The organism is Frateuria hangzhouensis (assembly GCF_026410505.1).
Lineage (GTDB): Bacteria > Pseudomonadota > Gammaproteobacteria > Xanthomonadales > Rhodanobacteraceae > Frateuria_A > Frateuria_A hangzhouensis.
The window spans coordinates 97896-124474 of record NZ_JAPMIU010000005.1 but is presented as its reverse complement, the minus strand read 5'-3'; the positions used below and the strand labels follow the sequence as shown (position 1 = coordinate 124474).

30 protein-coding genes are annotated in these 26579 nt (G+C 68.3%); 20 read left to right on the top strand and 10 right to left on the bottom strand.

Features of this window, described 5'->3' with window-relative positions; translation table 11 throughout:
* Positions 1-19 precede the first annotated feature (19 nt).
* The 7 genes from OSC30_RS07210 (at position 20) to pncB (ending at position 6365) form a co-directional block, all read left to right on the top strand.
* Positions 20-625 carry a rhomboid family intramembrane serine protease gene (locus tag OSC30_RS07210; RefSeq protein WP_267171316.1) on the top strand — a complete coding sequence of 202 codons (606 nt, stop codon included), beginning with the start codon at positions 20-22 and terminating at the stop codon, positions 623-625.
* A 7-nt stretch (positions 626-632) separates the two neighbouring features.
* Positions 633-1568, top strand: a complete 936-nt coding sequence (locus OSC30_RS07205; RefSeq protein WP_267171168.1) for a diacylglycerol/lipid kinase family protein — start codon at positions 633-635, stop codon at positions 1566-1568.
* Positions 1565-2365 carry a metallophosphoesterase family protein gene (locus tag OSC30_RS07200; RefSeq protein ID WP_267171167.1) on the top strand — a complete coding sequence of 267 codons (801 nt, stop codon included), beginning with the start codon at positions 1565-1567 and terminating at the stop codon, positions 2363-2365. Before OSC30_RS07205 ends, OSC30_RS07200 begins: the two co-directional genes overlap by 4 nt.
* 142 nt (positions 2366-2507) lie before the next feature.
* A complete protein-coding gene (locus tag OSC30_RS07195; protein ID WP_267171166.1) occupies positions 2508-3365 on the top strand; it encodes a histone H1-like repetitive region-containing protein in 858 nt (285 codons plus the stop codon).
* Positions 3366-3480: 115 nt separating this feature from the next.
* Complete coding sequence (locus tag OSC30_RS07190; protein WP_267171165.1) at positions 3481-3909, top strand: hypothetical protein; 429 nt, start codon at positions 3481-3483, stop codon at positions 3907-3909.
* A gap of 89 nt (positions 3910-3998) precedes the next feature.
* Positions 3999-5075, top strand: a complete 1077-nt coding sequence (locus OSC30_RS07185) for an aminopeptidase (protein ID WP_267171164.1) — start codon at positions 3999-4001, stop codon at positions 5073-5075.
* A 108-nt stretch (positions 5076-5183) separates the two neighbouring features.
* Positions 5184-6365, top strand: coding sequence for a nicotinate phosphoribosyltransferase (pncB, locus tag OSC30_RS07180; RefSeq protein WP_267171163.1), 1182 nt, complete (start codon positions 5184-5186; stop codon positions 6363-6365).
* Positions 6366-6548: 183 nt separating this feature from the next.
* On the opposite strand, the gene OSC30_RS07175 is transcribed toward pncB, so the two are convergent.
* Positions 6549-6671 (bottom strand): hypothetical protein, encoded by a 123-nt coding sequence (locus tag OSC30_RS07175; protein WP_267171162.1) that lies wholly within the window; start codon positions 6669-6671, stop codon positions 6549-6551.
* A gap of 102 nt (positions 6672-6773) precedes the next feature.
* Between OSC30_RS07175 and OSC30_RS07170 the strand changes: the two genes are divergently transcribed.
* Positions 6774-7265 carry a glutathione peroxidase gene (locus OSC30_RS07170; RefSeq protein ID WP_267171161.1) on the top strand — a complete coding sequence of 164 codons (492 nt, stop codon included), beginning with the start codon at positions 6774-6776 and terminating at the stop codon, positions 7263-7265.
* Positions 7266-7364: 99 nt separating this feature from the next.
* On the opposite strand, the gene dacB is transcribed toward OSC30_RS07170, so the two are convergent.
* Positions 7365-8891, bottom strand: coding sequence for a D-alanyl-D-alanine carboxypeptidase/D-alanyl-D-alanine endopeptidase (gene dacB / locus OSC30_RS07165; RefSeq protein ID WP_267171160.1), 1527 nt, complete (start codon positions 8889-8891; stop codon positions 7365-7367).
* A gap of 100 nt (positions 8892-8991) precedes the next feature.
* Between dacB and OSC30_RS07160 the strand changes: the two genes are divergently transcribed.
* The gene (locus tag OSC30_RS07160) at positions 8992-9474 is read left to right on the top strand and encodes an FKBP-type peptidyl-prolyl cis-trans isomerase (protein WP_267171159.1); all 483 of its coding nucleotides are present in this window, start codon (positions 8992-8994) and stop codon (positions 9472-9474) included.
* 55 nt (positions 9475-9529) lie between these two features.
* Here the strand turns inward: OSC30_RS07160 and OSC30_RS07155 are convergent, their stop codons facing one another.
* Both OSC30_RS07155 and OSC30_RS07150 read right to left on the bottom strand, forming a co-directional pair.
* Positions 9530-10618: a phospholipase A gene (locus tag OSC30_RS07155; protein WP_267171158.1), complete on the bottom strand. Its 1089-nt coding sequence runs from the start codon at positions 10616-10618 to the stop codon at positions 9530-9532.
* Positions 10619-10737: 119 nt separating this feature from the next.
* Positions 10738-11325, bottom strand: a complete 588-nt coding sequence (locus tag OSC30_RS07150) for a hypothetical protein (protein WP_267171157.1) — start codon at positions 11323-11325, stop codon at positions 10738-10740.
* A 119-nt stretch (positions 11326-11444) separates the two neighbouring features.
* Between OSC30_RS07150 and OSC30_RS07145 the strand changes: the two genes are divergently transcribed.
* Positions 11445-12728 (top strand): winged helix-turn-helix domain-containing protein, encoded by a 1284-nt coding sequence (locus OSC30_RS07145; protein WP_267171156.1) that lies wholly within the window; start codon positions 11445-11447, stop codon positions 12726-12728.
* A 24-nt stretch (positions 12729-12752) separates the two neighbouring features.
* On the opposite strand, the gene OSC30_RS07140 is transcribed toward OSC30_RS07145, so the two are convergent.
* Positions 12753-13238: a hypothetical protein gene (locus OSC30_RS07140; RefSeq protein ID WP_267171155.1), complete on the bottom strand. Its 486-nt coding sequence runs from the start codon at positions 13236-13238 to the stop codon at positions 12753-12755.
* On the opposite strand from OSC30_RS07140, the gene OSC30_RS07135 reads away from it, so the two are divergent.
* The 7 genes from OSC30_RS07135 (at position 13237) to OSC30_RS07105 (ending at position 17797) form a co-directional block, all read left to right on the top strand.
* Positions 13237-13539: a hypothetical protein gene (locus tag OSC30_RS07135; RefSeq protein WP_267171154.1), complete on the top strand. Its 303-nt coding sequence runs from the start codon at positions 13237-13239 to the stop codon at positions 13537-13539. The genes OSC30_RS07140 and OSC30_RS07135 overlap by 2 nt on opposite strands.
* 11 nt (positions 13540-13550) lie before the next feature.
* A complete protein-coding gene (locus tag OSC30_RS07130) occupies positions 13551-13760 on the top strand; it encodes a cold-shock protein (protein WP_267171153.1) in 210 nt (69 codons plus the stop codon).
* 259 nt (positions 13761-14019) lie between these two features.
* Entirely contained in the window at positions 14020-14229 is a 210-nt protein-coding gene (locus tag OSC30_RS07125; protein WP_091333775.1) for a cold-shock protein, read from the top strand.
* A 97-nt stretch (positions 14230-14326) separates the two neighbouring features.
* Positions 14327-15184 carry an alpha/beta hydrolase family protein gene (locus OSC30_RS07120; RefSeq protein WP_267171152.1) on the top strand — a complete coding sequence of 286 codons (858 nt, stop codon included), beginning with the start codon at positions 14327-14329 and terminating at the stop codon, positions 15182-15184.
* Between the two features lie 177 nt (positions 15185-15361).
* The gene (locus tag OSC30_RS07115) at positions 15362-16435 is read left to right on the top strand and encodes an NADH:flavin oxidoreductase/NADH oxidase (protein ID WP_267171151.1); all 1074 of its coding nucleotides are present in this window, start codon (positions 15362-15364) and stop codon (positions 16433-16435) included.
* Between the two features lie 19 nt (positions 16436-16454).
* The gene (locus OSC30_RS07110; protein ID WP_267171150.1) at positions 16455-17330 is read left to right on the top strand and encodes a pirin family protein; all 876 of its coding nucleotides are present in this window, start codon (positions 16455-16457) and stop codon (positions 17328-17330) included.
* Positions 17331-17494: 164 nt separating this feature from the next.
* The gene (locus tag OSC30_RS07105; protein WP_267171149.1) at positions 17495-17797 is read left to right on the top strand and encodes an Mpo1-like protein; all 303 of its coding nucleotides are present in this window, start codon (positions 17495-17497) and stop codon (positions 17795-17797) included.
* 92 nt (positions 17798-17889) lie between these two features.
* Here OSC30_RS07105 and OSC30_RS07100 read toward each other — a convergent pair whose 3' ends face one another.
* From OSC30_RS07100 to OSC30_RS07090, 3 genes are all read right to left on the bottom strand, one after another.
* Positions 17890-18906 carry a response regulator gene (locus OSC30_RS07100; protein WP_267171148.1) on the bottom strand — a complete coding sequence of 339 codons (1017 nt, stop codon included), beginning with the start codon at positions 18904-18906 and terminating at the stop codon, positions 17890-17892.
* Entirely contained in the window at positions 18903-20186 is a 1284-nt protein-coding gene (locus tag OSC30_RS07095; RefSeq protein ID WP_267171147.1) for a sensor histidine kinase, read from the bottom strand. The genes OSC30_RS07100 and OSC30_RS07095 overlap by 4 nt, the downstream gene beginning before the upstream one ends.
* A gap of 106 nt (positions 20187-20292) precedes the next feature.
* Positions 20293-20688: a cytochrome c gene (locus OSC30_RS07090; protein WP_267171146.1), complete on the bottom strand. Its 396-nt coding sequence runs from the start codon at positions 20686-20688 to the stop codon at positions 20293-20295.
* A 137-nt stretch (positions 20689-20825) separates the two neighbouring features.
* Here OSC30_RS07090 and OSC30_RS07085 point away from each other — a divergent pair, with 137 nt between their 5' ends.
* Complete coding sequence (locus OSC30_RS07085) at positions 20826-21611, top strand: tRNA threonylcarbamoyladenosine dehydratase (protein WP_267171145.1); 786 nt, start codon at positions 20826-20828, stop codon at positions 21609-21611.
* A 102-nt stretch (positions 21612-21713) separates the two neighbouring features.
* Here OSC30_RS07085 and phbB read toward each other — a convergent pair whose 3' ends face one another.
* Positions 21714-22454 carry an acetoacetyl-CoA reductase gene (gene phbB / locus OSC30_RS07080; RefSeq protein WP_267171144.1) on the bottom strand — a complete coding sequence of 247 codons (741 nt, stop codon included), beginning with the start codon at positions 22452-22454 and terminating at the stop codon, positions 21714-21716.
* A gap of 163 nt (positions 22455-22617) precedes the next feature.
* The gene (gluQRS, locus tag OSC30_RS07075; protein ID WP_267171143.1) at positions 22618-23478 is read right to left on the bottom strand and encodes a tRNA glutamyl-Q(34) synthetase GluQRS; all 861 of its coding nucleotides are present in this window, start codon (positions 23476-23478) and stop codon (positions 22618-22620) included.
* 163 nt (positions 23479-23641) lie between these two features.
* Here gluQRS and htpX point away from each other — a divergent pair, with 163 nt between their 5' ends.
* Together htpX and htpG are read left to right on the top strand one after the other, a co-directional pair.
* Complete coding sequence (gene htpX / locus OSC30_RS07070; RefSeq protein ID WP_267171142.1) at positions 23642-24535, top strand: protease HtpX; 894 nt, start codon at positions 23642-23644, stop codon at positions 24533-24535.
* Between the two features lie 151 nt (positions 24536-24686).
* Positions 24687-26555, top strand: coding sequence for a molecular chaperone HtpG (gene htpG, locus OSC30_RS07065; protein ID WP_267171141.1), 1869 nt, complete (start codon positions 24687-24689; stop codon positions 26553-26555).
* Positions 26556-26579: the final 24 nt, after the last annotated feature.

The window sequence follows — 26579 nt, the reverse complement described above, 5'->3', positions numbered from 1 at the left end:
TCTCCTGGGAAACCCAGCGATCATGCTTACCCTGGCCATCATCGCCGTCACCTGCGTCGTCTCGTTCCTGGCCTTCAACAAGCCCAAGCTGATGGACGACCTGATCCTGTGGCCGCCGGCGATCCAGCGGCATCGCGAATACCACCGGCTGGTGACCTACGGGCTGATCCACGCGGACTTCGGCCACCTGCTGTTCAACATGATCACGCTGTTCTTCTTCGGCCGGCTGATGGAGCAGTTCTATGGCGCCGAACTGGGCCGGCTCGGCTTCCTGCTGTTCTACATCGGCGCGCTGGTGGTCTCGATCCTGCCGACCTACCTGAAGAACCGCCGCAATCCGAATTACCACAGCCTGGGCGCCTCGGGCGCGGTGTCGGCGGTGCTGTTCGCCTTCATCCTGCTGGCGCCGTGGTCGCGCATCATCGTGTTCGTATTGCCGATGCCCGCGATCCTCTATGCGGTGCTCTACATCGGTTACTCGATCTACATGGACCGTGCCGGGCGGGACAACATCAACCACAGTGCGCACCTTTGGGGCGCGGCCTACGGCGTGGCCTTCACCCTGCTGATAGAGCCGAGGGTGTTCACTCACTTCCTTGCGGAGCTTTCGCACCCACGCCTGTAGGAGATCCATGCCGCACGGCCACCCACGACCGTTTTTCGTGGTGCTCAACCGCCGCTCGGGCAGCGGCGACGCGGCCGCGACGGAGCAGGCCATCCGCGCCGCGCTCGATGCGGCGGCGCATCCGTACCGCCTGTTCTGCGCGCGACACCCGCGCGAGCTGGGCGAGTTGGCGGGGCAGGCGGTGGCGGCGGCGCAGGCACGCGATGGCGCGGTGGTGGTGGTCGGCGGCGACGGCACCATCAATGCGGTAGTGCAGGCCGTGCTGCCCGCGGGCCTGCCGCTGGGTGCATTGCCGCAGGGCACCTTCAATTTCTTCGGCCGCTGCCACGGCCTGCCCGAAGGCGACCCCGGCGAGGGCATGCACGGCCTGCTGGACGCGCGCGAAACAGCGGTGCCGGTAGGCATGGTCAACGACCGCGTGTTCCTGGTGAACGCCAGCCTGGGGCTTTATCCCGAACTGCTGGAACGGCGCGAGCAGGACAAGCGCCGCTACGGCCGCCATCGCCTGGTGGCGCTGTTTTCCGGCCTGCGCGCGCTGCTGGGCAGCTATCCGGACCTGCGCCTGTCGCTGCGCGAGGACGGTCTGGAGCACGTACGCCGCAGCACGACCCTGGTCGTCGGTGCCAACCGGTTGCAGCTTCAGCACATCGGCATCCCCCAGGCCGATGCGGTGACGCGCGGTGCATTGGTCGGCATCGTGCTGCCGCCGCTGGCCCGTTGGCGGATGATCCTGGCGGCCGTGCGCGGGTTGTCCGGCCATCTCGGCGATGTGGAGAAGGTCGACAGCTTCGCGTTCGCCGAGCTGGACGTGTCACTGCCGCGGCGGCGGCGCATCAAGCTGGCGCTGGACGGCGAGATCCAGCATCTGCCGCTGCCGTTGCATTTCCAGGTGGCGCCGCAGCCGTTGCGGTTGCTGGTGCCGCGAGCGCGGAGCGACCCGTGAGCGTGCTGCTGCACATGTCCGATTCGCACTTCGGCACCGAGCGGGCGCCGGTGCTGGCGGCGTTACGGCGGCTGGTGCAGGCGAGCCGCCCTGCGTTGGTGGTGCTCTCCGGCGACCTGACTCAGCGCGCGCGCGTGGCGCAGTTCGCCGCGGCGCATGATTTCGTCCAGAGCCTGCAGGTGCCGTTCCTGGCCATTCCCGGTAACCACGATATTCCGCTGTTCGACCTGGGCAAGCGCCTGCTGGCGCCGTACGCGCGCTACCGACGGGCATTCGGCGAGCAGCTTGAGCCGGCGTGGCAATCCGCCGACTGGCTCGTGCTGGGGGTCAACACCACGCGCTGGTGGCGGCACAAGCAGGGCGAGGTGTCGCCCGCGCAGATCGAACGGGTGTCGGCGAGCCTGCGACTGGCCACACCCATGCAACTGCGCGTGGTGGTGGTGCACCAGCCGATGGCGGTCACCCGAGAATCGGACGTGGGCAATCTGCTGCGCGGCCACGCGCAGGCGGCGCGCGCCTGGTCCGACGCCGGTGCGCAACTGGTGCTGGGCGGCCATATCCACCTGCCTTACGTGCGCCCCTTGCCCGATCCGCCCGACCGGCCGCTGTGGGTGGTGCAGGCGGGAACCGCGGTATCGCATCGCGTCCGCGGCGACGTGCCCAATTCGGTGAACCTGCTGCGCCGCGCCACGGCGGATGCCTGCACCGTCGAGCGCTGGGACTACGACCCGGCACTCGACGCCTTCGCCTGCCATCAGCGGCATGCGCTGGAGTTGCGCAGGCGGCACGCATCCTGAATTGAGCGGCGCGTCGTGCGGCACTCGCGCATGACAGTCGAAGCGGCTCGCGCAATACTGGGCACGCAGGTCTTTCCGCCGCGTGCGCGAAACATGGCAACGCGGGCAAGGCTGCATCGACCACCCGCAGGAGTGAATACGCATGGCAACGACCCGCACGTCGGCCGCGAAGAAATCCGCGGCAAAGAAGGCAGCCGCCGGCACCGGCGCGACCAAGAAGACCGCCGCCAGCAAGAAGGCCGGCATCAAGACCCCCGTCAACCGTACGGCGGCGAAAAAGGCAGCCGGCAAGAGCGCGGCATCCCGCTCCGCGGCGGCTTCGAAGAAGACACCCGCCAAAAAGTTGGCCAGTAAAGTGACGGCCAAGAAGGCAGCAACCAAGAAGGTGACCGCGAAGAAGGTGACGGTGAAGAAGGTGACGGCGAAGAAGGCCGCCACGAAGAAGCCGGCACCGCGGAAGACCGCGGCCAGCAAGGCGGTACCCCGTGGCGCAGCGGCGAAGAAGGCATCGGCGAAGAAGGGAACGCCCGGGAAGGCCGCCATGAAGAAGGTGGCACCCAAGAAGGCGGCAGCGAAGAAAACCGCCACGAAGCGGCCGGCGGCGAAGAAGGCCACGCCGACCGCCGCCAGGAAAGCCGCCGGCAGGACCCCCGTGAAGAAGTCCGCCACCGCCAAGGCGATGCCCCGCCCCGCGGCGAAGAAGGCCGCGCCCGCGGGCAAGCTGGCCCGGCCGGCCGCGAAGTCCGCGCCACGCAAGAGCGGGGCGTCGCGCAAGTCGCCTGCGGCGACCCGGCACATCAGTCCGGAAGAAGCCGTCGCGCACATCCAGGCCCTGCTCGACGCCAAGCACGACCGCAACCGCCAGGGGCCGTCGCACCCTGGCGACGCGCAGCCGCATGGCGTTTCGGCCGTGCACACGACAGCCAGCCCGCAGCTGCCCAGCGATGCGCCCAAAAACACCATTCCGGTGCACACCGGCCAGCGTGGCGCCAAGGTCTGACGCCGGCCCCGCCCGAGCGTCGCGTCCGCCAATGCGTTATGGACGCGGCGCTCAGGGCGCATTCAAACCCCCGCCACTAGCGTGCTCTCCGTGACAGCAGTCACGGAGGTGAGCCATGAAACGCATGCTTGCAGGACTGGCGCTGGTGCTGGGCACGGCCGCGCTGTCGGGTTGCTACTACGACCCGGGCTACAGCTACGTGCGCGGCAACGGCTATCAGGGCGACGCCTACTACGGCGAAGGCCCGTCGGTGATCTACCGGCCGGACTATTACGGCTATGGCGGCTATTACGGGCCAGGGTGGGGTTACGCGCCGGGCGTGAGCGTGGGCATCAGCGGCACCTGGTACCGCGATTCGCATCACTACCACCGTGGCCGCGACTGGAGTCGCGAGCACCATCGGGGCCATGACCGCCGCGGCGACGGGCACGAGCGCCGGTCATGGCGCGGCGGCCATGACCGTGGCCACGACAGCCGCAGGCATGATCGGGGGAACGATCGCGGCGATCGGCACGGCGGACGCGATCACCGCGATCGCCACTGATCATCCGGGCATGCGCCGTGCCGGGTAGCGCGGCGCGTCGCCCGGCCGCAGGGCTCGTCGGCGCCGCCGGCACTTGGCACAATCGCGGCATGCAGCATCTCTCGCTCCGCGGGCGCGCCATGCGGCTGGCCACTGTCGTGTTGTGTCTCCTGCTCGGTGCCTGCGGCAGCCTGCGCTATTACGCCCACGTGGCGCATGGCCAGGCGTCGTTGCTGATGCACCGCCAACCGCTCGCCAAGGTGGTACGCGACCCGGCCACCGACCCCGCGCTGGCCCGCCGCCTGCGCCTGGCTGCGCAGGCACGGCAGTTCGCGTCCGCCGCATTGGCGCTGCCGGATAACCGCAGCTACACCAGCTACGTCGATCTGCATCGTCGCTACGTGGCCTGGAACGTGTTCGCCACGCCGCCGTACTCGGTCGAGGCGTTGCCGCAGTGTTTTCCCATCGCCGGCTGCGTGGCCTACCGCGGCTATTTCGAACACGCCCGCGCGCAGGCTCGCGCGGCGCAGCTCGAGGCGCAAGGCGACGACGTGTGGATCGGCCCGGTGCCGGCCTATTCGACGCTGGGCTGGTTCGCCGACCCGATCGTCTCGAGCATGCTGCGCTGGGACGACGACCAGCTGGCCGGCACGATCTTCCACGAGCTCGCGCACCAGCAGCTCTATCTGAAGGGAGACACGGCGTTCAACGAATCCTTCGCCAGCTTCGTCGAACGCGAAGGCCTGCGCGAATGGCGCAGGGCCCGCGGCCTGCCGCCGCCTGATCTGCGCGGCCAGGCGATGGAGCAGGGTTTCACCACGCTGGTGCTGGATCTGCGCGACCGGCTCAAGCGGCTGTACGCGGGCAGCGGTGACGAGGTCGCGCTGGCGCATGCAAAACAGGCGCAGATCGAAGCCTTCCGCCGCCGCTATGCGCAGTGGCGCGATGCGCACTGGCCCGGTGATCACCGTTACGACGCATGGGTAGCGGCGCCCATCAACAATGCCAGGTTGCTGCCGTTCGGGCTGTACGATCGCTGGACCGGCGCCTTTGCCGTGCTGTTCGCGCGTGCCGAGCGGCAGTGGGGCGCCTTCTATGCGGCGGTCGGCGCCCTGGCGGAGGAACCGCAGAACGAGCGCACGCGGCAGCTCGAGCGCCTGGCTGCCGGGGCGGGCGTGGCTCCGTGACCGGGGCTCCAGCATTCCGCCCGCCCGCCTGATTCGCCGTGCGCGCGCCAGCACTGGGATAATGCGTATCCCGATGCCGGCACGTTCCGGATCCCGCCAGGCCAGCGCATGATCGTCCAGTCCCTGCTCGACACCGACCTGTACAAGTTCTCCATGATGCAGGTGGTGCTGCACCACTACCCGGCCGCCCAGGTCGAGTACCGCTTCAAATGCCGCACCCCTGGCATCGACCTGGTGCCCTATATCGACGAGATCCGCGCCGAGCTCGAAGCGCTGTGCAGCCTGCGCTTCACCCCCGGGGAACTGGACTACCTGCGCACCTGGCGCTACATCAAGAGCGACTTCGTCGATTTCCTGGGCCTGTTCCAGCTCAACGCCAAATACGTGCAGATCACGCCTGCACCGGCGGCCAACGGCGAAATCGAGATCCGCATCATCGGCCCGTGGCTGCACACGATCCTGTTCGAGGTACCGCTGCTGGCGATCGTCAACCAGGTCTACTTCCGCAACACGCAGCCGGGCCTGGACCTGGAGGCGGGTCGCAAGCGCCTGCAGGCGAAGATCGAGCTGCTTCGCGCCGACCCCGAGTACGCCCACTGCCGCATCGCCGACTACGGAACGCGCCGCCGTTTCTCGCGCGACTGGCACGCCGAAGTGGTGCGCACCCTGCGCGACGGCCTGGGCGAGCAACTGGCCGGCACCAGCAACGTATGGCTGGCGTGGAAGTTCGGCCTCACTCCGCTGGGCACGCTGGCGCACGAATACCTGCAGGCGCACCAGGCGCTGGGTCCGCGCCTGCGCGACTCGCAGCGCGTGGCGCTGGAAACCTGGGCAAAGGAATACCGTGGCGACCTTGGCATCGCGCTGTCGGACGTCTACGGCCTGGATGCCTTCCTGCGCGATTTCGACATGTACTTCTGCAAGCTGTTCGACGGTACCCGGCACGACTCGGGCGATCCGTTCGAATGGGGCGAGAAGGTGCTGGCGCACTACCAGGCCAACCGCGTGGACCCGCGCAGCAAGACCCTGGTGTTCAGCGATGCGCTGGACATGCCCAAGGTGATGCAGCTCTACCGCCACTTCCGTGGCCGCTGCCAGCTGGCCTTCGGCGTCGGCACCAACCTCACCAACGACGTCGGGCCCACGCCGCTGCAGATCGTCATCAAGATGGTCCGCTGCAACGGCCAGCCGGTGGCCAAGCTGAGCGATTCGCCGGGCAAGAACATGTGCGACGACCCGGCCTACGTGGCCTACCTGCGGCAGGTGTTCGACATTCCGTCGGAGGCGTGACGCTTAGCCGGGCGTGCGCGCCCAAGCGCGTCCTACAGGGAGTCTCGAATAACTCCCTTCGTGCGACGTTTTTGTAGGAGCCCACTTGTGGGCGATGCTTTTTGCGCAAGTTGGACGAAGAGCATCGCCCACAAGTGGGCTCTACAGCGGGCGTCGAAAGCTTTCGGGATCTTTCGAGGTTCCCTACAGGTTCGGCGGCCGATGGCGCACGCGGACGCGCCGGCGCGGCGCCTCCCGGCAGGCCGCGTAGGCAAGCAGCACGAGGGTGGCCAGTGCGATCACGGCGGATGTCAGCAGGTACATCATCGAAGCATCGCCGCCCGGCCGCGCCGCGGGAAATGGTCGTCGCTCATATGCATATGCCGCCGCCGGCGTAGACTTCGCCGGCAATCTAACGGAGCTTCCTGCATGGCCAGTGTCTACGATTTCTCCGCCCGCGATATCGATGGCCAGGAGCGCTCGCTCGCCGACTGGCGCGGGCGCTGGCTGCTGGTCGTCAACGTCGCTTCCAGGTGCGGTTTCACGCCGCAGTACCAGGGCCTGGAAGCGTTGTGGCGGCAATGGCGCGAGCGCGGCCTGACCGTGCTGGGGTTTCCCTGCGACCAGTTCGGCCACCAGGAGCCGGGCAGCGAGGCGGAGATCCGTCAGTTCTGCAGTCTCAACTGCGACGTGAGCTTCCCGCTGTTCGCCAAGATCGAGGTCAACGGCGAGGGCGCCCATCCGCTCTATCGCTGGCTCAAGCACGAGAGCAAGGGGCTGCTGGGCAGCGAGGCGATCAAGTGGAACTTCACCAAGTTCCTGGTCGACCCGGAAGGCCAGGTGGTCCGCCGCTACGCGCCGACCGATACGCCGGAGAAGATCGGGGCGGATCTCGCCCGGCGAGGTGCGGGCGAGGCGTAGCCCGCTGGGGGCCGATCGGACAGATCGAGGCGATCCAGCGGGCTCCTGCAAGGAAACCGCAGTCGGCAGGCCACCAATCTCCGGTCGCCCCCAGGTGGCCTACAGCGATTTCTCGTCGAGCCGGGCTAACTGGATGGCGATCGCATCGACGTCGGCGCTGACCCGCATGCCCTCGGGCGGCTCGTAGTCGTTGAGCAGGATCGCAAAGGCCAGATGCTCGCCCGCGGCGCTGGTGACATAGCCGGCCAGGCAGTTCACGTAGGTCATGCTGCCGGTCTTGGCGTGCACGTTGCCGGCGGCGGGCGTGCCACGCATGCGCCAGGCAAGGGTGCCATCGACGCCGGCCACCGGCAGCATGTCGCGCAGCAGGGCGGCGTCCTGGCCGGCGGCAAGGAAGCCGAGCAGGCGCACCAGCGCGTGCGGGGTGGTGAGGTCGCGCCGTGACAGCCCGGTGCCTTCGCCGATCAGGCTGGCCGAGGGCGGGATGCCGATGCGGTCGAGCAACTGGCGCAGTGCGTGGATGCCCCAGTCGGCGGCGCTCAGGAAGCCGGTCGGTGCGACCGGATCGCCGGCCGCCGCGGCGTGGGCGCGGGTGCCGGCCAGTTGCAGCAGGTTCTGCAGGTAAAGGTTCTGCGAGCGCTTCAGGCCCTCGCGCAGGATCGTCGAGAGCGGCGGCGACAGCACCCGCGCCAGCACCTGGGATTCTGCGCGCGGCGCGGCGGCCTGTTGCGGCCAGTGCAGCACGCGCAGCTTTCCGTCCAGCTCGATGCCATGGCGCTGCAGCGCCTGCAGCAGCGCGTTACCCGCCGCGCGCGCGGGGTCGTCCATGGCCAGGTGGAAGCTGCGCGGCGCTGCCTGCGCGGCGATCGAACCGAACACCTGCAGCAGGCGGCTGCCGGGCGCACGATAGATGTTGATATCGCCGGGACTGCCGGCGGGCGAGGTCGACAGCCGGCCCTGCAACGGCATCGCGGCGAACGCGGGATCGAGATCGAGCCGCGCCGGACTGCCTGCGCGCGGTGCGGGCGTAACGGTCAGCCGCACCTGGTTTTCATCCACGCTCAGCGCCAAGGCCGGCGCGGCGAAACCGGCCAGCAGGTCGAACGCCTCCCAGCCGTTGCCGATCGGCGGCCCGGCGAAGTAGTTGGCATCGGCCACCAGGTCGCCACGCACGCGGCGCACGCCGCGCGCGGCAAGCTGGTCGGCCAGCGAATCGGCCCAGCCGGCAGTGGACGGATCGGCCCCGAGCGAGGGGTCGCCCATGCCGTAGAGCACCAACGAGCCGTTCACGCGCCCCCGATGGCCCGGTGGCGGCCCGAGCACGCGGGTGGGAATGCGATAACCGGCATCCAGCCCGTTCAGCACCAGCGCCGCGGTGTACAGCTTGGCAGTCGAGGCGGGCTGGAACAGCTTGTCGGCATCGTGCGCGTACAGCATCCGGCCGCTGTCCAGCGAGACCACGGCGACGCCCCAGCGCGCGGCGGCGAAGCGTGGTTGGGCGATGTGCGCGTCGATCGCCGCACGCGTGGCGGCCAGGTCCATGGCCGCGGTGCGCAGGGGAAACAGGGCGAGGACGAACAGGGGGAAGAGAGGAAAGAGACGGAACAACCGGCGCAACATTTTCATGCCTGCAGTATGGCAATCATGGCGCTACCGCGCAGGCCGGCATGACAGCCTTTCCACGGTCGCCTGTTAAGCTGGTCCATTCCCTGTCAACGAGAATGCCATGCAGATCGCAGAGAATACCGTCGCCTCGTTCCACTACACGCTGACCGACGACGAAGGTCGCGTCATCGACAGTTCCGAAGGCCGCGAGCCGTTGTCCTACCTGCACGGCACCGGCCAGATCGTGCCGGGGCTGGAGAAGCAGATGGCCGGCCGCCAGGCGGGCGACCAGTTCAAGGTCGACGTCTCGCCGGAGGAGGGTTACGGCCCGCGCCATGACGAGCTGATGCAGGAAGTGCCGCGCGAGGCATTCCAGGGCGTGGAGGACATCCAGCCGGGCATGCAGTTCCAGGGCCGCGGCCCGCAGGGCGCGATCAACGTGACCGTGGTGCGCGTGGACGACGACAAGGTGCACATCGACGGCAACCATCCGCTTGCCGGGCAGACCCTGCATTTCAACGTCGAGGTGACCGGGGTGCGTCCGGCCAGCTCCGAGGAACTGGTGCACGGCCATGTGCACGGCCCGGGCGGGCACGATCACTAACCGCCGACATGCCTTCTGAAGGAGCCCGCTGGCGGGCTCCTGCATTTTCGAAGGCTCAGTACCAGTCGAGCAGCGACACACCCAGCCCCAGGTACGTGGCATTGTGGTTGTAGTCGATCAGGCTCTCGCCATATCCCTTGAACGCCTCCACGTAGCCGCGCAGGTTGCCGGCCAGCGGAAAGCTCCAGGTGAACCGCGCCGCGCCGTGGCTGCGGCTGCCGCCGCGGAAGGAGTGGCGCAGCAGCAGCCCGAATTCCTGCCCGTTCCACTCGCGCACGATCTGCACTTCGCCGCGGCCCATGTAGTCGTTGATGTCGGGGTTGTTGTCGTCCGGGCCGCCTTCGGGAATGCGCCACCACGGGCGCAGCATCACGGTCCAGTCGCCGCGCTCGAAGCCGAGGTTGGCGGTGACCCGGTTCCAGCTGCGCGAGAGCGGATTGGACCGCCCGTTGGACTGATGGTTGATGCCGATGCCCAGCAGTCGCCCGTCCCAGCCGAACACCTGGTAATGGGTGTTGAACACCAGCATCGCCTCGGGTTCGTAGTTGGTCTCGCGGAACGGCCGCGAAAGGCGGTCGTTGTAGACCTGCCAGCGCGAGGACTGGGTGTAGCCCAGCCACAGGTCGCCGGCGTCGCCGAACACGCCCTGCCAGAGCTTGGTCTTGAAGCTGATCTGGAACTTCGCCTCGACGTTGTCCACCGGTTCCGGCCGCGTCGGCGTGTTGAGCGGATTGGGGCTGTGCGGGCGCTCGTTCTGGTTGCTGGTGGCGAACACCGGCAACAGGTAGACCGGCTTGTAGCCGCGCACGTTGAAGGTCCCCAGCTTGGCCTCCGGCGCGAGCTCCCAGCGGCTGTCCAGCAGCGACAGCGGCATGGCCACTTCCGGGTTGTCCGCGGTGGCGACCTGGCGCGGATTGCGGTCGTGGCCGAACACGCTGGGCAGGACGGTGCTCTCGTCGGCGTGCTTCCTGGCCACCGGCAGGTTGGCCCGGCCGGTCGCGTGGTCGTAGCAGGCCAGGCGTTGGGCATCGCTCTCGATCGCCGTGCAGGCGCGGATGTCCATCGGGTCGGGGTTCTGTGCGTGCGACACGCAGGCCCACGTGCCACCAAGCAGCGCGCACGCCGCGGCCGGAAGTCGTTTCATCAAGGGCTTCGCTCCCTGTCGGCAAAGGGGCGAGTCTAGCCAGCGGCAGCCGAACCGGGCGTGACGGGCAAAAAGATGCCGGCCGCGGGCGGCCGGCAAGGGGAGTGTCGAGCGGAAACTCAGTGGCCCTGCCAGGCCTCGTATTCGCGTTGGGTGACGCGGCCGTCACGGTTCTTGTCGGCGTAGTCGAAATCGTTGGCCAGCGGCGGGTAGCTGCCCGCTTGCTGCAGGGTGATCGATTTCTTGCCGCTGGCGAGCTGGCCGAAATCCGGTGCCGGCCCGGCAGAGGGAGCTGGTGGCATGGACGACTTGAACTCGACGTTGGCGTTGCCGCCGCCGGTCGCCCCGTTGCTCATGCTGTTGCCGTCCATGCCGTGGTCCATGCCATTCATGCCGGCCGCGTCGTCGCCCATCGGCGGCGGCGCGCTGGATGCCGGCGGCGGCATCGTCTGCATGGACGAGCTGGTCGGCGGGGCCGGCGGCGTGTCGGCCGGGTTCGGCGGCGGAGGCGGCGTTGGCGGCATGTTCGATTGCGGCGAGCCCGGCGGAGCGGGCGGCATCGGCGTGGCCGGCGGCGACGGGGCGGTAGGGTCCGACGGCGGCGGTGGCACGGGGGGTGGGGTCGGCACGTCCTGCGCCAGCAGCGCGCCGGAGAACAGCAGCGAGCCGGCCACGACGGCGGAGAGCCATGGCTTGCGGAATTTCATCATCGATACTCCATGCCAGAATGCGGGGCGCGGGCACAGGCAATCGATGGGGCTGCCGCGCTCCAGGCACGCTAGCAAACCGTTTGTAAACGCGGCCTCATCCTGAACAAAAGGGTTCCGTGAAGTCCCAGGCATTCCCGCCACTCGCTTCCCCCGTTCGCCCGGCACCGTTGAGCCTGGCACAGGCGCGCCGACTGCACCTGGCCGCGCAGGGCCTGCTGCAGCCGCTTGGCCGTCGTGCGCGGGCAGCCGACCTGGTGACGACGATCGAGCGCATGCGCCTGCTGCAGATCGATTCCATCCACGTGGTCGCGCGCAGCCCCTACCTGGTGCTGCATGCGCGCCTGGGCGACTACCCATCCAACTGGCTGGACGAGGCGCTGGCCCAGGGGCGCATTGCCGAATGCTGGGCGCACGAAGCCTGCTTCGTTCCCGCGGCCGACCTGCCGCTGCATCGCGCCTGGCGCGAGCGCGGAGCGCACTGGGCACACCGCCATGCCGCGCGCATGCATCGCGAGCATCGTGCGGAGATGGACGGCCTGCTCGAGCGCATCCGCACGCAAGGCCCAGTGCGCGCGGCTGATTTTCCGCGTGCCGATCGCGGCGCCAGCGGCTGGTGGGAATGGAAGCCGGAAAAGCGCTGGCTGGAAGCGTGGTTTGCCCTGGGCGAACTGATGATTCCGCGGCGCGAGCGCTTCCAGCGCGTGTACGACCTGGCGGGGCGCGTCCTGGCCGGCCTCGATCCGCCGTTCGTGCCCAGCACGCTGGACCCGACCGGATTGCGCCGGCGCTTCATTCTCGACAGCGTGCGCGCGCTGGGTATCACCCAGGCGCGCTGGATCGCCGATTACTACCGTCTCAAGCCCGCGGTCGACGACGCCGAACTGGCGCCGCTAGTGGCTTCGGGCGACCTGCTGGCGGTGTCGGTGCGCGGCTGGAACGCGCCCGGCTACCTCCATCGGGAGCATGCGCCATGGCTGGCCAAGGCTCGGGCCGGCCAGTTGCGGGCCACCCATACGGCGCTGCTCTCGCCGTTCGACCCGCTGGTGTGGGATCGCGCCCGCGCGCAGGCGATGTTCGATTTCGAGTACGTGATCGAGTGCTACACGCCAGCGCCCAGGCGCCGCTACGGCTACTACGTGCTGCCGATCCTGCATCGCGGCGCGCTGGTGGGGCGGCTGGACGCCAAGGCGCATCGCGCCGAGGGCGTGTTCGAGGTCAAGGCGCTGTTCCTGGAGCCGGGCCAGGAGGCCACGCCGCGGTTGGTCGATGACATCGCTGCGGCGATCGCGCGCGCCGCGGCCTGGCACGGCACCCCGGCGGTGCGGCTGAAGCGGAGCGAGCCGGTGGCGCTGGGACGCGCGCTGCGCGCCCGTTGGAAGGCCGCCGGCGTCGCGCGCTAGTTGTGATGCCCTTGGTCGGCGGCCTCAGTCGCCGGCCTGGCTGTCCGCCGTGGCCGGGCCGCCTTCGCAGGATTTTCCGTGCAGCGCCTGACGCAACTGGCTGGCCAGCGAATTGCAGCGGGTGGCCAGGTTCGGGCGGATCGCCGGATCCTGCGAGTCGCGCAGCAGGCTGGTGCGCATGGCTTCGTACCGCCCCTGGATCTCGTCGGGACGATAGATCGCCGCCGCACGATGGCAGGCGACATAGCTGGCCAGATAGGCGTCGCAAGCGGGGATGCCGGTGCTCTGGGGCAACTGGCCGGACTGTTCTGGCGTGCTGGTCGGGGCGGGCCGCTTGGCGCGGGGGGCGCTGCTTTCGCTCGACCGCGTGCCCGAAGCCGGCTGGCTCGCGGGCGTTGCCTGCGGCTGGCTGGCTTCGGTCGGGGAACGGGCCGGGTGGCCGGCGCAACCGGCGAGCAGCACGGCGGCGCCGAGCAGGGCGAGCGTCGGACGCGGGAGGGTGAGCTTCATGGCAGGCGTTCCTCTGGCGACGGATGCCGCCAGCATGACGGCGACCTCGACACTAGACAAACGGCACCGTGAAGAAAACCTGAAATCGGGACGGTTGCCGCCGTTCAGCTTGACAGTCGCGCACGCGACAGGGACCGGCTATGATTCGCCCACTGTGTTTGCCGGGGTCACCAGAGTTTTGTGGCCCGATGCCGCTGATCATGATCTGCGCTTCATCGACTCACCCCTAGGGTTTTCCTTGCACACCAGTAAGTCGGCCCCGCGTGTTGCGGCGGTCGAGTCTCTTTTTGATAAAACCTAGTGGAGTGTTTCATGTCTGATCGTCAGATCGGTACCGTCAAGTGGTTCAACGATGCCAAGGGTTTCGGCTTCATCAGCCGTGACAATGGCCCGGATGTGTTCGTGCATTTCCGCGCCATCAGCGGCACCGGCTTCAAGAGCCTTCAGGAAGGCCAGAAGGTGAGCTTCAAGGTCGTGCAGGGCCAGAAGGGCCTGCAGGCCGACGAGGTCATGGCCGCCTGAGCGGTTTACCGCACAAGCGATAAAGAGCCGGGCAGCGATGCCCGGCTTTTTTTTATGCCCGCGAGTCCGGTTTTGCGACAGGGCTTGCTTTTAGGAAATTTCCGTTATGCTTGGGCCACTGTGTCTGCTCGGTCCACGTGCGTGCCCGAAGCGGGATTCACCGAATCGCGCCTCGCTCCACCGCTCCCTGCATGCCCAGTAAGCCGTCGGCCAAAGGGGAGGTCGACTTGTCTCAGCATCGTGCAGAACGGAGTGAGTCATGTCGGATCGTGAGATTGGCACCGTCAAGTGGTTCAACGACGCGAAGGGCTTCGGCTTCATCAGCCGTGAAAGCGGCCCCGACGTCTTCGTGCATTTCCGCGCCATCAGCGGAACGGGCTTCAAGAGCCTGAAAGAAGGGCAGAAGGTGAGCTTCAAGGTAGTGCAGGGGCAGAAGGGCCTGCAGGCCGACGAAGTCGCTCCGGCTTGAGGGTCGGACGAACGTTTGCCAAAGGCCGGCGCAAGCCGGCCTTTTTTTGTGCGCGTGCCGCCGCTTCGCTAGCCTGTGGTTTTTGGACGCGAGATCCATGGAAGCCGCCTCCAACGACGTGGTGCGCATCGAGCGCGTGATCGCCGCCGATGGCGCGACCAGCGAGCTGCTGCTGGTCGGCGAGCCGACGTCGGGCGGCTGGCTCTACTGGCTGCCTGCGATGGGCGTGCCGGCGAAGCATTACCTGCCGCTGGCCCATGCATTGGCGTGCTGCGGAGTGGCCGTGGCGCTGCACGAGTGGCGCGGCATCGGTTCCAGCGATCGGCGCGCGGGCCGGGATAACGACTGGGGCTACCGCAGCCTGCTGCAGGACGACCTGCCCGGCGGACTGGCCGTCGCGCGTGCCGCGTGGCCCGGCGCGACCGGCTACCTGGGTGGGCACAGCCTCGGCGGACAACTGGCGACGATCTACGCGGGAGCGCGCCCCGCGGAAGCTGCCGGCCTGGTGCTGGTGGCCAGCGGCTCGCCGTACTGGAAGCGTTTTCGCCACGACTGGCTGATTGGTGCGTCGTACGTGGCCGCGCCGGTGCTGGCGCGGCTGTTCGGCCATTTCCCGGGGCGCCGCATCGGTTTCGGCGGCAACGAGGCGCGCGGGGTGATCGACGACTGGGCGCGCAGCGGCCGTACTGGTCGCTACGCCGCCGCGGGCGTGGGGGACCTGGAACCGGGCATGGCGGCCTTCGCCGGCCCGGTGCTCGCCGTGCGCCTGCGCGACGACTGGCTGGGTCCGGCCGCGTCGCTGGACTGGCTGCTGGGCAAGCTGCCGCGCGCGCGCATCACGCGCGAGGTATTCGGCCCGGACGAGCTGCGTGGTCCGGCCGATCATTTCAGCTGGATGAAGACGCCCGAGCCCGTGGCCGCCCGCATCGCGGCCTGGCTGGACGCGCACGTGTAGGGGCGCCGCTGTGCGTGACCGTCCGGGGCATCAGTCCACGGTCGCGCGCGCAGGAGCGCTCCTACGGAAGATCGCCCGACTTTTCGAGGTTCCTGAAAGGGGGCGACATGGCGCTACCTCTTGAAGCCCGACCCGCACGGCGTCATGTGGGGGGCTTGTCATCCGCAAGGCCACCGCATGGATCTGTTCACCCCCTTCGCGCAACGCAGCCTGGCGCTGCGCAACCGCATCGTGGTCGCGCCGATGTGCCAGTACTCGGCAAACGACGGCGTGCCGGACGACTGGCACCTGGTGCACCTGGGCAGCCGTGCGGTGGGCGGTGCGGCGGCGGTGATCGCCGAAGCGACCGCGATTTCGCCGGAGGGCCGCATCTCGCCCGGCGACACCGGGATATGGAATGACGCGCAGGTGGCCGCGTGGCAGCCAATAACCGCCTTCATTCGCGGCCAGCAGGCCATCGCCGGCGTGCAGCTGGCGCATGCCGGCCGCAAGGCCAGCGCACAGCGGCCGTGGGAGGGTGGCGGTCCGCTGCCGGCCGGGCATGGCGAGTGGACCACGGTGGCGCCTTCGGCGATCGCGTTCGACCAGGGTTGGCACATCCCGCAGGCATTGGACGAGGCAGGCCTGCGCAAGGTGGTGGACGACTTTCGCGAGGCCGCGAAGCGCGCGCTCGCCGCCGGCTTCCAACTGGTCGAGGTGCATGCGGCGCACGGCTACCTGCTGCACCAGTTCCTGTCGCCGCTCAGCAACCATCGCACCGATGCCTACGGCGGCAGCTTCGAGAATCGTACGCGGTTGCTGCGCGAGGTGTTGGCGGCGGTGCGCGAGGTGTGGCCGGACACACTGCCGCTCTGGTTGCGCATTTCCGCGACCGACTGGGCCGGGGAGAAAGACGGTAAGGACGGCTGGACCATCGAGCAAAGCGTGCGGTTGGCGCGCGAGGTCGAGCCGTTGGGCGTGGATCTGATCGATGTTTCCAGCGGCGGCGTGGTGTCGCACGTGAAGATCCCGATCGCCCCGGGCTACCAGGTGCCGTTCGCCGCGTGCATCCGCCGCGAGGCCGGCATCGCCACCGGCGCGGTGGGGCTGATCACCGAGTCGGAGCAGGCCGCCGCGATCGTGGACAACGGCGAAGCGGACCTGGTGCTGATCGCCCGCGAGAGCCTGCGCGATCCGTACTTCCCGCGCCGGGCCGCACAGGAACTGGGCCAATCGTTGCCCGCGCCGGTACAGTACCAGCGCGCCTGGTAGCGCACGGAAGGAGAGCAGTATGGATCAAACGCCACGATTGATCGAAGGCCGCCGGCATGATCTGGGCGATGGATTCACCGTGCGCCGCCTGCTGCCTGCGCTGCTGGCGCGGCACGTGGGCCCGTTCGTGTTCTTCGACCACATGGGTCCGGCCGATTTCGCGCCCGGCAAGGGCATGGACGTGCGGCCGCATCCGCACATCGGCCTGGCCACCATCACCTGGCTGTTCGAAGGCAGCATTCGCCATCGCGACAGCCTCGGCAGCCTGGCCGACATCCGCCCCGGCGAGGTCAACTGGATGACTTCCGGCCGTGGCATCGTGCATTCCGAACGCACGCCGCCGGACGAACGTCGCGGTGGCCAGCGACTGCACGGCATCCAGCTGTGGGTGGCGCTGCCGCGCGAGGACGCGGAGGTCGCGCCGGAGTTCCACCACCATAGCGCGGACGAGCTGCCGCGGATCGACCGCGATGGCGCCGAGCTGCTGCTGATCGCCGGCACCGCCTACGGCGAGCGTTCGCCGGTGAAGGTGTTCGCGCCGATGTTTCTGATCGAGGCGCACCTGGCCGATGGCGCCACGCTGGAATGGCCGACGGGGCATCCGGAGCGAGGGGTGTACGTGGTCGATGGCGAGCTGGCCTGGGGCGAGCTGGCGATCACCGCCGACCACATGGCCGTGCAGGCCGGTGGCAAGGCCGCGCCCTTGCGCGCGCGCGGCGCGAGCCGCGTGATGCTGTTCGGCGGTGCACCGCTGGATGGCGAGCGACACCTGTGGTGGAACTTCGTGGCCGGCTCGCGCGAACGGATCGAGCAGGCCAAGGCGGATTGGACGGCCGGACGGTTCGGAGTGGTGCCCGGCGACGACCAGGAATTCATCCCGTTGCCCGAGCACTGAACGGCACCAGCCGTCGCCAGGCCAATGACCATTCGCCAAGCGGACGCGGATCGGGCCGAGCGCAGTCTCCGGGTACTCGCGAACCCGACCTCTTGCGAGGCGAGGGGCTTTACCGGGCGTCTGCACCGGTGCACGCTGGCCGTACCATTCGATGGCCAGCCGCCATGTCCCGTTTCGCCAGCTTCCGCGAGTTCTATCCGTATTACCTCGGCGAACACCGCGATCCGGTCTGCCGCCGGCTGCATTTCGCGGGCAGCACCCTGGTGCTGCTGATCGTGCTGGTAGCTATCGCCACGCGTGACGCGCGATGGCTGTGGCTGGCGCCGGTGGCCGGCTACGGCTTCGCCTGGGTCGGCCACCTCATGTTCGAGAAGAACCGCCCGGCCACTTTTCGCCATCCGCTCTACAGCCTTGCCGGCGACTGGGTGATGTACTGGCAGATCCTGCGTGGGCGGCAGCGGATGTAGCGGTTGCCGCCGGTCGGCGGCGCAGGGTGGACTTCAGCCCACCGGCCTCGATGTCGATGGTGGGCTGAAACCCACCCTACGACGGCGCGCGATCAGGCACCCAGCGCCTGGTCCTGTTCGCCCAGCCAGTCGTGGTAGCTGCGCAGCTTGCCGAGCTGGAAGCGCGTAACGTCCTCGATCAACGCCAGGTGGTACCACTGCTCGCCGCGTACCGTGACGGCCGGGTGCAACAGGGCCTCCGGCTGGTCGATGCCTTCGCGGTAGTAGCCATCGCCCTCGCCGAACCAGGGCAGCCGGTCGCCGTTGCGCAGCGCGGCCAACAGCGCCGGCGGCGCGTCCAGGTCGCTGGCGATCTCGTAGTGCGCGCGCAGGTCTTCGTCGGTCTGCACCAGCACGAAGCGGCCGCGGCCGCGCTCGTCCAGCAACAGCAGGCCGGTGGGATTGACGTGCAGGTAGCATTCCACCGCGGGAAAGTCGCCGACCAGCTCGCGGAATGCCTGCTGGAACGCCTTGTCGCGCAGGAACCGCACGTTGCCCAGCGCCAGCGCCTCGGCGACGAACCCGCCGACGCGCTCGAAGTAGCGGCGCTGCAGCGCGCGGATGCCCTGTTGCAGCTTGTCCACTGCCTGCGGATCGCTCTTGCGGATGAAGCGGTCGATCACGCCCGCGTTGAAGGCCTCGATCGCGGTGCAGTCGTCGGCGGTGCCGGTCAGCAGGATCTTGCCGATGTGCGGGTTGGCCAGCTCGCGGCAGAAGGCGATGCCGTCCATTTCCGGCATGGTCAGGTCGACCACCACCACGGACACTTCGGCGAAGCGTTCCGGGTCGAACATCACCCGATGGATCGAGTCGATGTCCAGCGCGACCAGTTCGCGCGTCTGCGAGGAACGGTCCTTCCAGTGGTACATCCAGCCACCGCCCGGCACCGCGCGGATGCCGTGGCTGCCCAGCTCGGCCAGCGCCTGGCGCGGCGAGCTGTAGCTGCGCAGCCGCAGCGTCGGATCGAGCAGCAGGGGCATGCTGTCGAGGTATTTCTCGTGGTCGTCCACCAGCAGCGTGGTGGTGGGGAAATGGAACGGCAGGATGTCGCCGTGGAAGTCGATGCTCATGCCGAAAGTCCCTGTCCTGATGGCACGTGTGGCGGAAACGATACCTGGAACTCGGTGTACTGGCCCCATTGCGAGCGGCAGCTGATCCGGCCGCCCATGCGCTCGATCGCGCTTTGCGAGAAGGCCAGGCCGATGCCCAAACCGGTGCCGTCGCGGCCCTCGCTGTGGGAGTAGAAGCGATTGAAGATGCGCGGCAGCACGTCCGGTGGAATGCCGGGGCCGGTGTCGTGCACGCGGATGCAGTGTCCGCCGGCGTCGCTGTGCAGGCTCACCTGGATGATGCCCTTGCCGGCGCGTCCGGTGTGGAACAGCGCGTTGCGCAAGAGGTTGAACAGCACGTGGGTGAGCAGCGTTTCCGATCCTCGCACCACGAAGTCGACGGGGTCGCACAACAGCTGGACGCGCTCGCGTTCGGCGCGCGAGGCATACGGATAGCGCGCCAGCGCCTGCGCCACGCAGGCGCGCGCATGCAGCGGCTCCAGTTGCAGCGTGCCCATCGGCTTGGCGGCCATGAGCAGCATGTCGATCACCGTGTGCGCGTGGCTGACCTCATGCTCGATCACGGTGATTCCCCGCTGCAGCGCCTGCAGGTGCGGACCGCGCAGGGCCGCCACCGGCAGCCCCGAGCGTTCGGCCAGGCGGTGGCTCTCCAGCAGGTTGGGCAAGTAGCGGCCGATCGCGCGCCCGGCCAGTTGCACCGAGCCCAGCGGCGTGCGCAGCTCGTGCGCGATGTTGTTGGAAGCGCCGATCAGCGCCTTGACCTTGGCCTGGTCGGCGAATTTCTGCGACAGGCTGGCCAGCGGGCCCAGGACCAGCGCCAGCGCCAGCACCGGCGCGTATTGCAGCAAGGCCTGCCACGGCCAGGCCTCGTGCGGCCCGAACTGGAAGGCCAGCGCGGCCAGACCGCTGCCCAGGCTGCAGATCAGCGCGAAGCTGGCCAGGTCGAACAGCATCATGGTGATGAAGATCGAGAACAGGTGCGCGCCCATCCAGGCGATGGTCGCGCCGTTGCGCAGCATCAGGTAGCCGAAGAAGAACGGCAGCGCGAAGGTGGTGGCCGCGTACCAGTACAGCGGCAGCCACGGCTTGCAGGGACGCGGCCACCAGCGCTGCAGCGCCAGCGGCAGCAGCACCACGCAGCCGGCTACGTGCAGCGCCAGGTTGCTGTACGGCTGCGGCAGCGCGTAGGTCCAGAGGTACCAGTACAGCGGCATGAACAATCCGCCGAGCAGGCACATCACCGGCATCATCGGTTGCGAGTAGCGGGCGCGGGTGAACATGGCGCTGTCCAGCCGCCGGCGCCACTGTACCATCCGCGATCGGCGGCTGCGTGGCGCGTGGTTCGTCCCTGAGGTCAGCATGGCATCCGGCCGCTGGGGTAGCGCCTCAGCGGTATTGCTGGTGACAGGACTTGCAGGAATCGCCCACCGGCTTGGTCACCTTGGCCAGCGCGGCGCAATCGGTCGGGTGCGCCTGCACGGCGTCCTGCAGGGCGTTGCGCAAACGGCCGGCGTGATCGAGGAAATCCTGCTCCGCGCTGGGGAAGGCCGCGGCGATGTCCCCGGAGGTCGACTGCAGGCGCAGCAGGTGATCGTTGATCTGCGCGGCGTCGCATTGCCCGCTCTTGACCGCCTGGCCCAGCGCGCCCATGTGGTGACCCATCACGGTCATCACCGCGTGTGGCATCGGGTTGCGGTTGCCCAGCGCCTTCATTGCGAACACGGTGCCGAGGATGCCGATGACCAGGCCGAGCAGAATCAGGAGTGCGGAGCGTGCATTCATGGGAAACCGCCCTTGCTGGAGAGTGAAGGCCAGAATACCGAAGCGCTCGCGGCTTTCGTAGCCGTAAAATGGTCTTTTCCGCGTAGGATTCGGCACGCGATGGCAGGCAGCATTCATCCCGTCAACGGGCAGGCCGCATGAGCGGCCCGCACTATCCGGTCGAGCGCTTCGAGGGCGTCGAGCGCCTGTACGGACGCGGCACCATCGAACGGTTGATGCATGGCCACGTCTGCGTGATCGGCATCGGCGGGGTCGGTTCGTGGGCGGTCGAGGCGCTGGCGCGCAGCGGGGTGGGCCGGCTGACCCTGATCGACGCGGACGAAGTGTGCGTATCCAATACCAACCGGCAGTTACATGCGCTGGACGGCCACTGGGGCAAGCCCAAGGTCGGCGTGATGGCCGAGCGCGCGCACGCGATCAACCCGCGCATCCGGCTGGAGGCGATCGAGCGCTTCCTCACCCCCCAAACGCTGGACGAACTGCTCGACCGCGGTTACGACGTGGTGCTGGACGCTTGCGATGCGTTTCGCGTCAAGCTCGAGGCGATCGCCTGGTGCCGCCGGCGCAAGCTGCCGATGGTCACCGTGGGTTCGGCCGGTGGGCGCACCGACCCCACGCAGGTCCGCGTGCGCGACCTTTCGCGGACCGAGCACGACGCGATGTTCAGCCTGATCCGCAAGAAGCTCCGGCAGGACTTCAACTTTCCGCGTAACCCGGATCGCTATTTCGGCGTGTCGGCCGTCTATTCGCTGCAGAACGTGCAGTACCCGCAGCCGGACGGCAGCGTGTGCGGGTTGCGCCCGCCCGACGGCGACTCGCTCAACCTCGCCTGCGGCGGCGGACTGGGCGCGGCCACGCACATCACCGGCGCGTTTGCGTTCGCGGCGGTGGGCAAGGTGATGGAAAAGCTGCTGGAGAAGTGATGCAGCCGATCGGCCGCTTGTCTTCCTCTTCCCGCCGGGGAGAGGATCGAGGTGAGGGGTCGGGGTTCGTGGGAACCTGCTCGAAAGCAGGATTCCGATGCGCTACCACCCCATGTAATGCCCACCGTTGATCGCCAGGTTCGCGCCGGTGATCCAGCTCGCCTCGTCGGCGGTCAGGAACGCCACGGCATGCGCGATCTCCTCCGGCTTGCCCAGCCGCCCGATCGGGATCTGCGCCACGATCTTCTCGCGCACCTCCTCGGGCACCGCCATCACCATGTCGGTGGCCACGTAACCGGGCGAGACGGTGTTCACGGTGACGCCGAACTTCGCGTTCTCCTGCGCCAGCGAAATGGTGAAACCGTGCATGCCCGCCTTGGCCGCGGCGTAGTTGGCCTGGCCATACTGGCCCTTCTGGCCGTTGATCGAGCTGATCTGCACGATGCGGCCCCAGCGGCGCGTGCGCATGCCTTCGATCACCGGGCGGGTGACGTTGAAGCAGGCGTTCAGATTGGTGTTCACCACCTCGGTCCACTGCTGGTAATCCATCTTGTGGAAGGTGGTGTCGCGGGTGATGCCGGCGTTGTTGACAAGGATTTCCACCGTGCCGCACTGCTGCTCCACCGCCCGCACCATCGCCTCGGCGGAAACCGGGTCGGCCACGTCGCCCGGTACCATGCATACCTCGATGCCCTCGGCCGCCATCGAGGCCCGCCAGGCCTCGGCCTTGGTCGCGTCGCGGTAGTTGGTGGCGACCTTGTGTCCCTGGCGCGCCAGGTTGCGGACGATCGCGCTGCCGATGCCGCCCGTGCCGCCGGTGACCAGTGCGGTGCGTGGGTTCATTGCCGGGTTCCCGATGAGGATCGCGCCGATGCTGGCGCGCCTGCCATGTATACCCCAACTTCGTGACGGTTGCTGCCGTGCAGCAGGGCGTTCGAGCGCGACCGGCATGTACGCGTGGAGTACGTGTCGCCGTGGGGCGGCGGCGTGGTCTCCGCGGGCGTTCCTAGAGCGTCCGGGCAGCCAGGTGCGGGAGGCGAGCCGGGTCGAAGCGTTCGAGCGCGGCATCCAGCAGTGCTGCCGGGGAGTCCGCCACCGCGGACGTCTGGACGTCCAGGAACGCCAGCGCCCGGCGCAGCGCAGTCATCGGGTCGGCCGGATCCACCGGATGGGCCTGTCCGGACTTGGACAATTTGCGGCCGTGCCCATCCAGCGCCAGCGGGAGGTGGCGGTATGCCGGCGTGGACAGGCCCAGGCAGCGCTGCAGCCAGATCTGCCGCGGGGTGGCGTCGAGCAGGTCGTTTCCGCGCACGACCTCGGTGATGCCCTGGAAGGCATCGTCGACCACGCAGGCGAGGTGGTAGGCATAGAGCCCCTCGACGCGGCGGACCACGAAATCGCCCGCCTCGGCCAGGTCCTGTCGCTGCGGCCCCTGCAGGGCGTCGTCGAAGGCGACGGTGACGTCCGGCACGCGCAGGCGCCAGGCCGGCGGCCGCGCCGGGTCCGGCGGCGTGATGCAGTGCCCCTGGCGGTGGATGCCGCCGGCCTCGACCAGTTGCGCGCGGCTGCACCAGCAGGGGAACACCCGATCCGCCGCACGCAGTCGCTCGAACGCGGCATCGTAGGCCGCCTGCCGCTGGGACTGGAACAGGGCGGGCGCATCGGCCACCAGCCCGAACGCCGGCAATGCCGCAAGGATCGCCCCGGCCGAACCCGGTACCTCGCGCGGCGGGTCGATGTCATCCACCCGCAGCAACCACTGCCCGCCGGCATGGCGCGCGCACAGCCAGCTGCCCACCGCGGCCACCAGCGAGCCGAAGTGCAGCAGACCGGTGGGGGAGGGGGCGAAGCGGCCGCGGTAGGTCATGTCGGCAATTCTAGGACGACGCGGCGCAGGTTCACCTGTGCGCAACAGCGACGGGCCGCCGGCCGGCCATCGGCACGCCTCTTGAAACTATTGCGTGCCGCCCCGAGTCTGAGGCTGCGGCGTGAGCCGCTTTTTCCCTTCATGACTGCCATACGAGACAGCCGTGCGTCGAATCGTCCTTTTCCTTGCCACCAACATTGCCGTCCTCCTCCTGCTGAGCATCGTCTGCCGGCTGTTCGGCATCGACCAGTGGGCCGCCGCCCGTGGCTACGGCGGCATGACCGGCATGCTGGTGTTCGCCGCCGTGTTCGGCATGGGCGGCGCGTTCATTTCGCTGGCGATGTCCAAGACCATCGCCAAATACTCCACCGGCGCCCGCGTGATCGAGCAGCCGGGCACCGAAGCCGAGCGCTGGCTGGTCGATACCGTGCGCCGCCACGCCCAGAACGCCGGCATCGGCATGCCCGAGGTGGCGATCTACGACGGTCCGGAGATGAACGCCTTCGCCACCGGCATGACCAAAAACAGCTCGCTGGTGGCGGTCAGCTCGGGCCTGTTGCAACAGATGGACCGCGAGCAGGTTTCGGCCGTGCTCGGCCACGAGGTAGGCCACATCGCCAACGGCGACATGGTGACCCTGACGTTGATCCAGGGCGTGCTCAACACGCTGGTGATCCTGGCCGCGCGCGTGGTCGGCAGCGTGGTGGACAGCTGGCTCTCCGGCGGCCGCGACAACCGTGGCGGCATCGGCATCGGCTACTTCGTCACGGTGATGGTGCTGCAGGTGGTGTTCGGCCTGTTCGCCTCGATGATCGTGGCCGCCTTCTCGCGCTGGCGCGAATTCCGCGCCGACCGCGCGGGTGCGAAGTTCGCCGGCCGCGGCGCGATGATCTCCGCCCTGCAGCGGCTCAAGGGCGACCATGGCGAAACCACGCTGCCCAAGACGATGGCCGCCTTCGGCATCTCCGGCCACATGGCCGCCGGCCTGCAGCGCCTGTTCATGAGCCATCCGCCGCTGGACGAGCGCATCGCCGCGCTGCAGGCGGCACGCGCCTGATCTTTAGCCCCTCTCCCGTCGGGAGAGGGGTTGGGGAGAGGGTTCGGGCGTGCCGGACGTCGCGCTCCGCCCGGACCCTCACCCGCCCTTCGGGCACCCTCTCCCGGCGGGAGAGGGATTCGACACACGACCTACTGGAAGCAGCACTGCAATGACCGCATCCACCGAAACCCGCAAATTCGAAGCCGAAGTCGCCCAGGTCCTGAACCTGGTCACCCACTCGCTCTACTCGCACAAGGAAATCTTCCTGCGCGAGCTCGTTTCCAATGCCTCCGACGCCTGCGACAAGCTGCGCTTCGAGTCGATCGCCCACCCCGAGCTGCTGGCCGGCGAAGGCGAGCTGCACATCGACGTGAGCTGGGACGAGCAGGCCCGCACCGTCACCGTGCGTGACAACGGCATTGGCATGAACCGCGACGAGGTGGTGGCGAACATCGGCACCATCGCCAGCTCCGGCACCAAGCGCTTCCTCGAAGCGATGAGCGGCGAGCAGAAGGCCGACGCGCGCCTGATCGGCCAGTTCGGCGTGGGCTTCTACTCTGCCTTCGTGGTGGCCGACAAGGTCACCGTGCTCACCCGCCGCGCCGGCGCGGCGGGGGAAGAGGGCGTCAAGTGGGAAAGCGACGGCAAGGGCGAGTACTCGCTCGAGCAGGTCGAACTCGGCGGGCGCGGCACCACCGTGATCCTGCACCTGAAAGCCGACGAGGACGAGTTCCTCAAGCGCTGGCAACTGGCTTCGCTGATCCGCAAGTACTCCGACCACGTTGCCTTCCCGATCCGCATGCCCAAGGAAGCCGAGGGCAAGCCCACCGACGGGTGGGAAACCGTCAACGACGCCGGCGCCCTGTGGACCAAGCCGAAGAGCGAGATCAGCGACGAGGACTACCAGAGCTTCTACAAATCCCTCGGCCATGACTTCAACGACGCGCTGGCCTGGACGCACAATCGAGTCGAAGGCAGCCAGAGCTTCACCACGCTGCTCTATCTCCCCTCGCAGCCGCCGTTCGACCTGATGATGGGCGGCCGCGACGAGCGCAAGGGCCTGAAGCTCTACATCAAGCGCGTCTTCATCATGGACGCGGCCGAGGAACTGCTGCCCAACTACCTGCGCTTCGTGCGCGGCGTGGTCGATGCCGACGACCTGCCACTCAACGTCAGCCGCGAGATCCTGCAGCACAACCGCCAGCTCGAGCGGATCAAGGCCGCCTGCGTCAAGCGCGTGCTCGACCTGATCGAGAAGCTGGCCCGCGACGAACCGGAGAAGTTCGCCACCTTCTACAAGGCCTTCGGCAACACGCTCAAGGAAGGCATCAGCGAAGACGCCAACAACCGCGAGCGTATCGCCAAGCTGCTTCGCTTCGCCTCCACCAGGGGCGAGGACGCCGGCCAGATGACTGGCTTCGACGACTACATCGGCCGCATGAAAGCCGGCCAGGACGCGATCTGGTACATCACCGCGGACAGCCACAAAGCCGCCGCCGGCAGCCCGCAGCTGGAAGCGTTCAAGGCCAAGGACCTCGAAGTTCTGCTGATGTCCGACCGCATCGACGAATGGATGCTCGGCAGCCTTAACGAGTACGACGGCAAGCCGCTGAAGAGCGTCGCCAAGGGCGACGTCCCGCTCGACGAAGCCGACAAGCAGAAACAGGAAGAAGCCACCAAGGCCGCCGAACCCCTGCTCAAGAAGCTCAAGGACCTGCTCGGCGACCGCGTCGGCGACGTCAAGGTCTCCGCCCGCCTCACTGACAGTCCCTCCTGCCTGGCCCTCTCCGACTACGAGATGGCCCCGCACCTGGCCCGGCTGCTGCGCGAGGCCGGCCACGACATGCCCGAGTCCAAGCCCACGCTCGAGGTCAACCCGCAACACCCGCTGGTGCAGCGCGTGGAAACGGAAGCCGACGAGGGCAAGGCGAAGGACGTGGCGATGCTTCTGCTGGATCAGGCCGAAATCGCCGCCGGCGCACAACTGCCGGACCCGGCCGCCTTCGTGCAACGCATGAATCGGGTGTTGCTGGGCTAGCCTCGCACGCCGTGAATCGGGAAA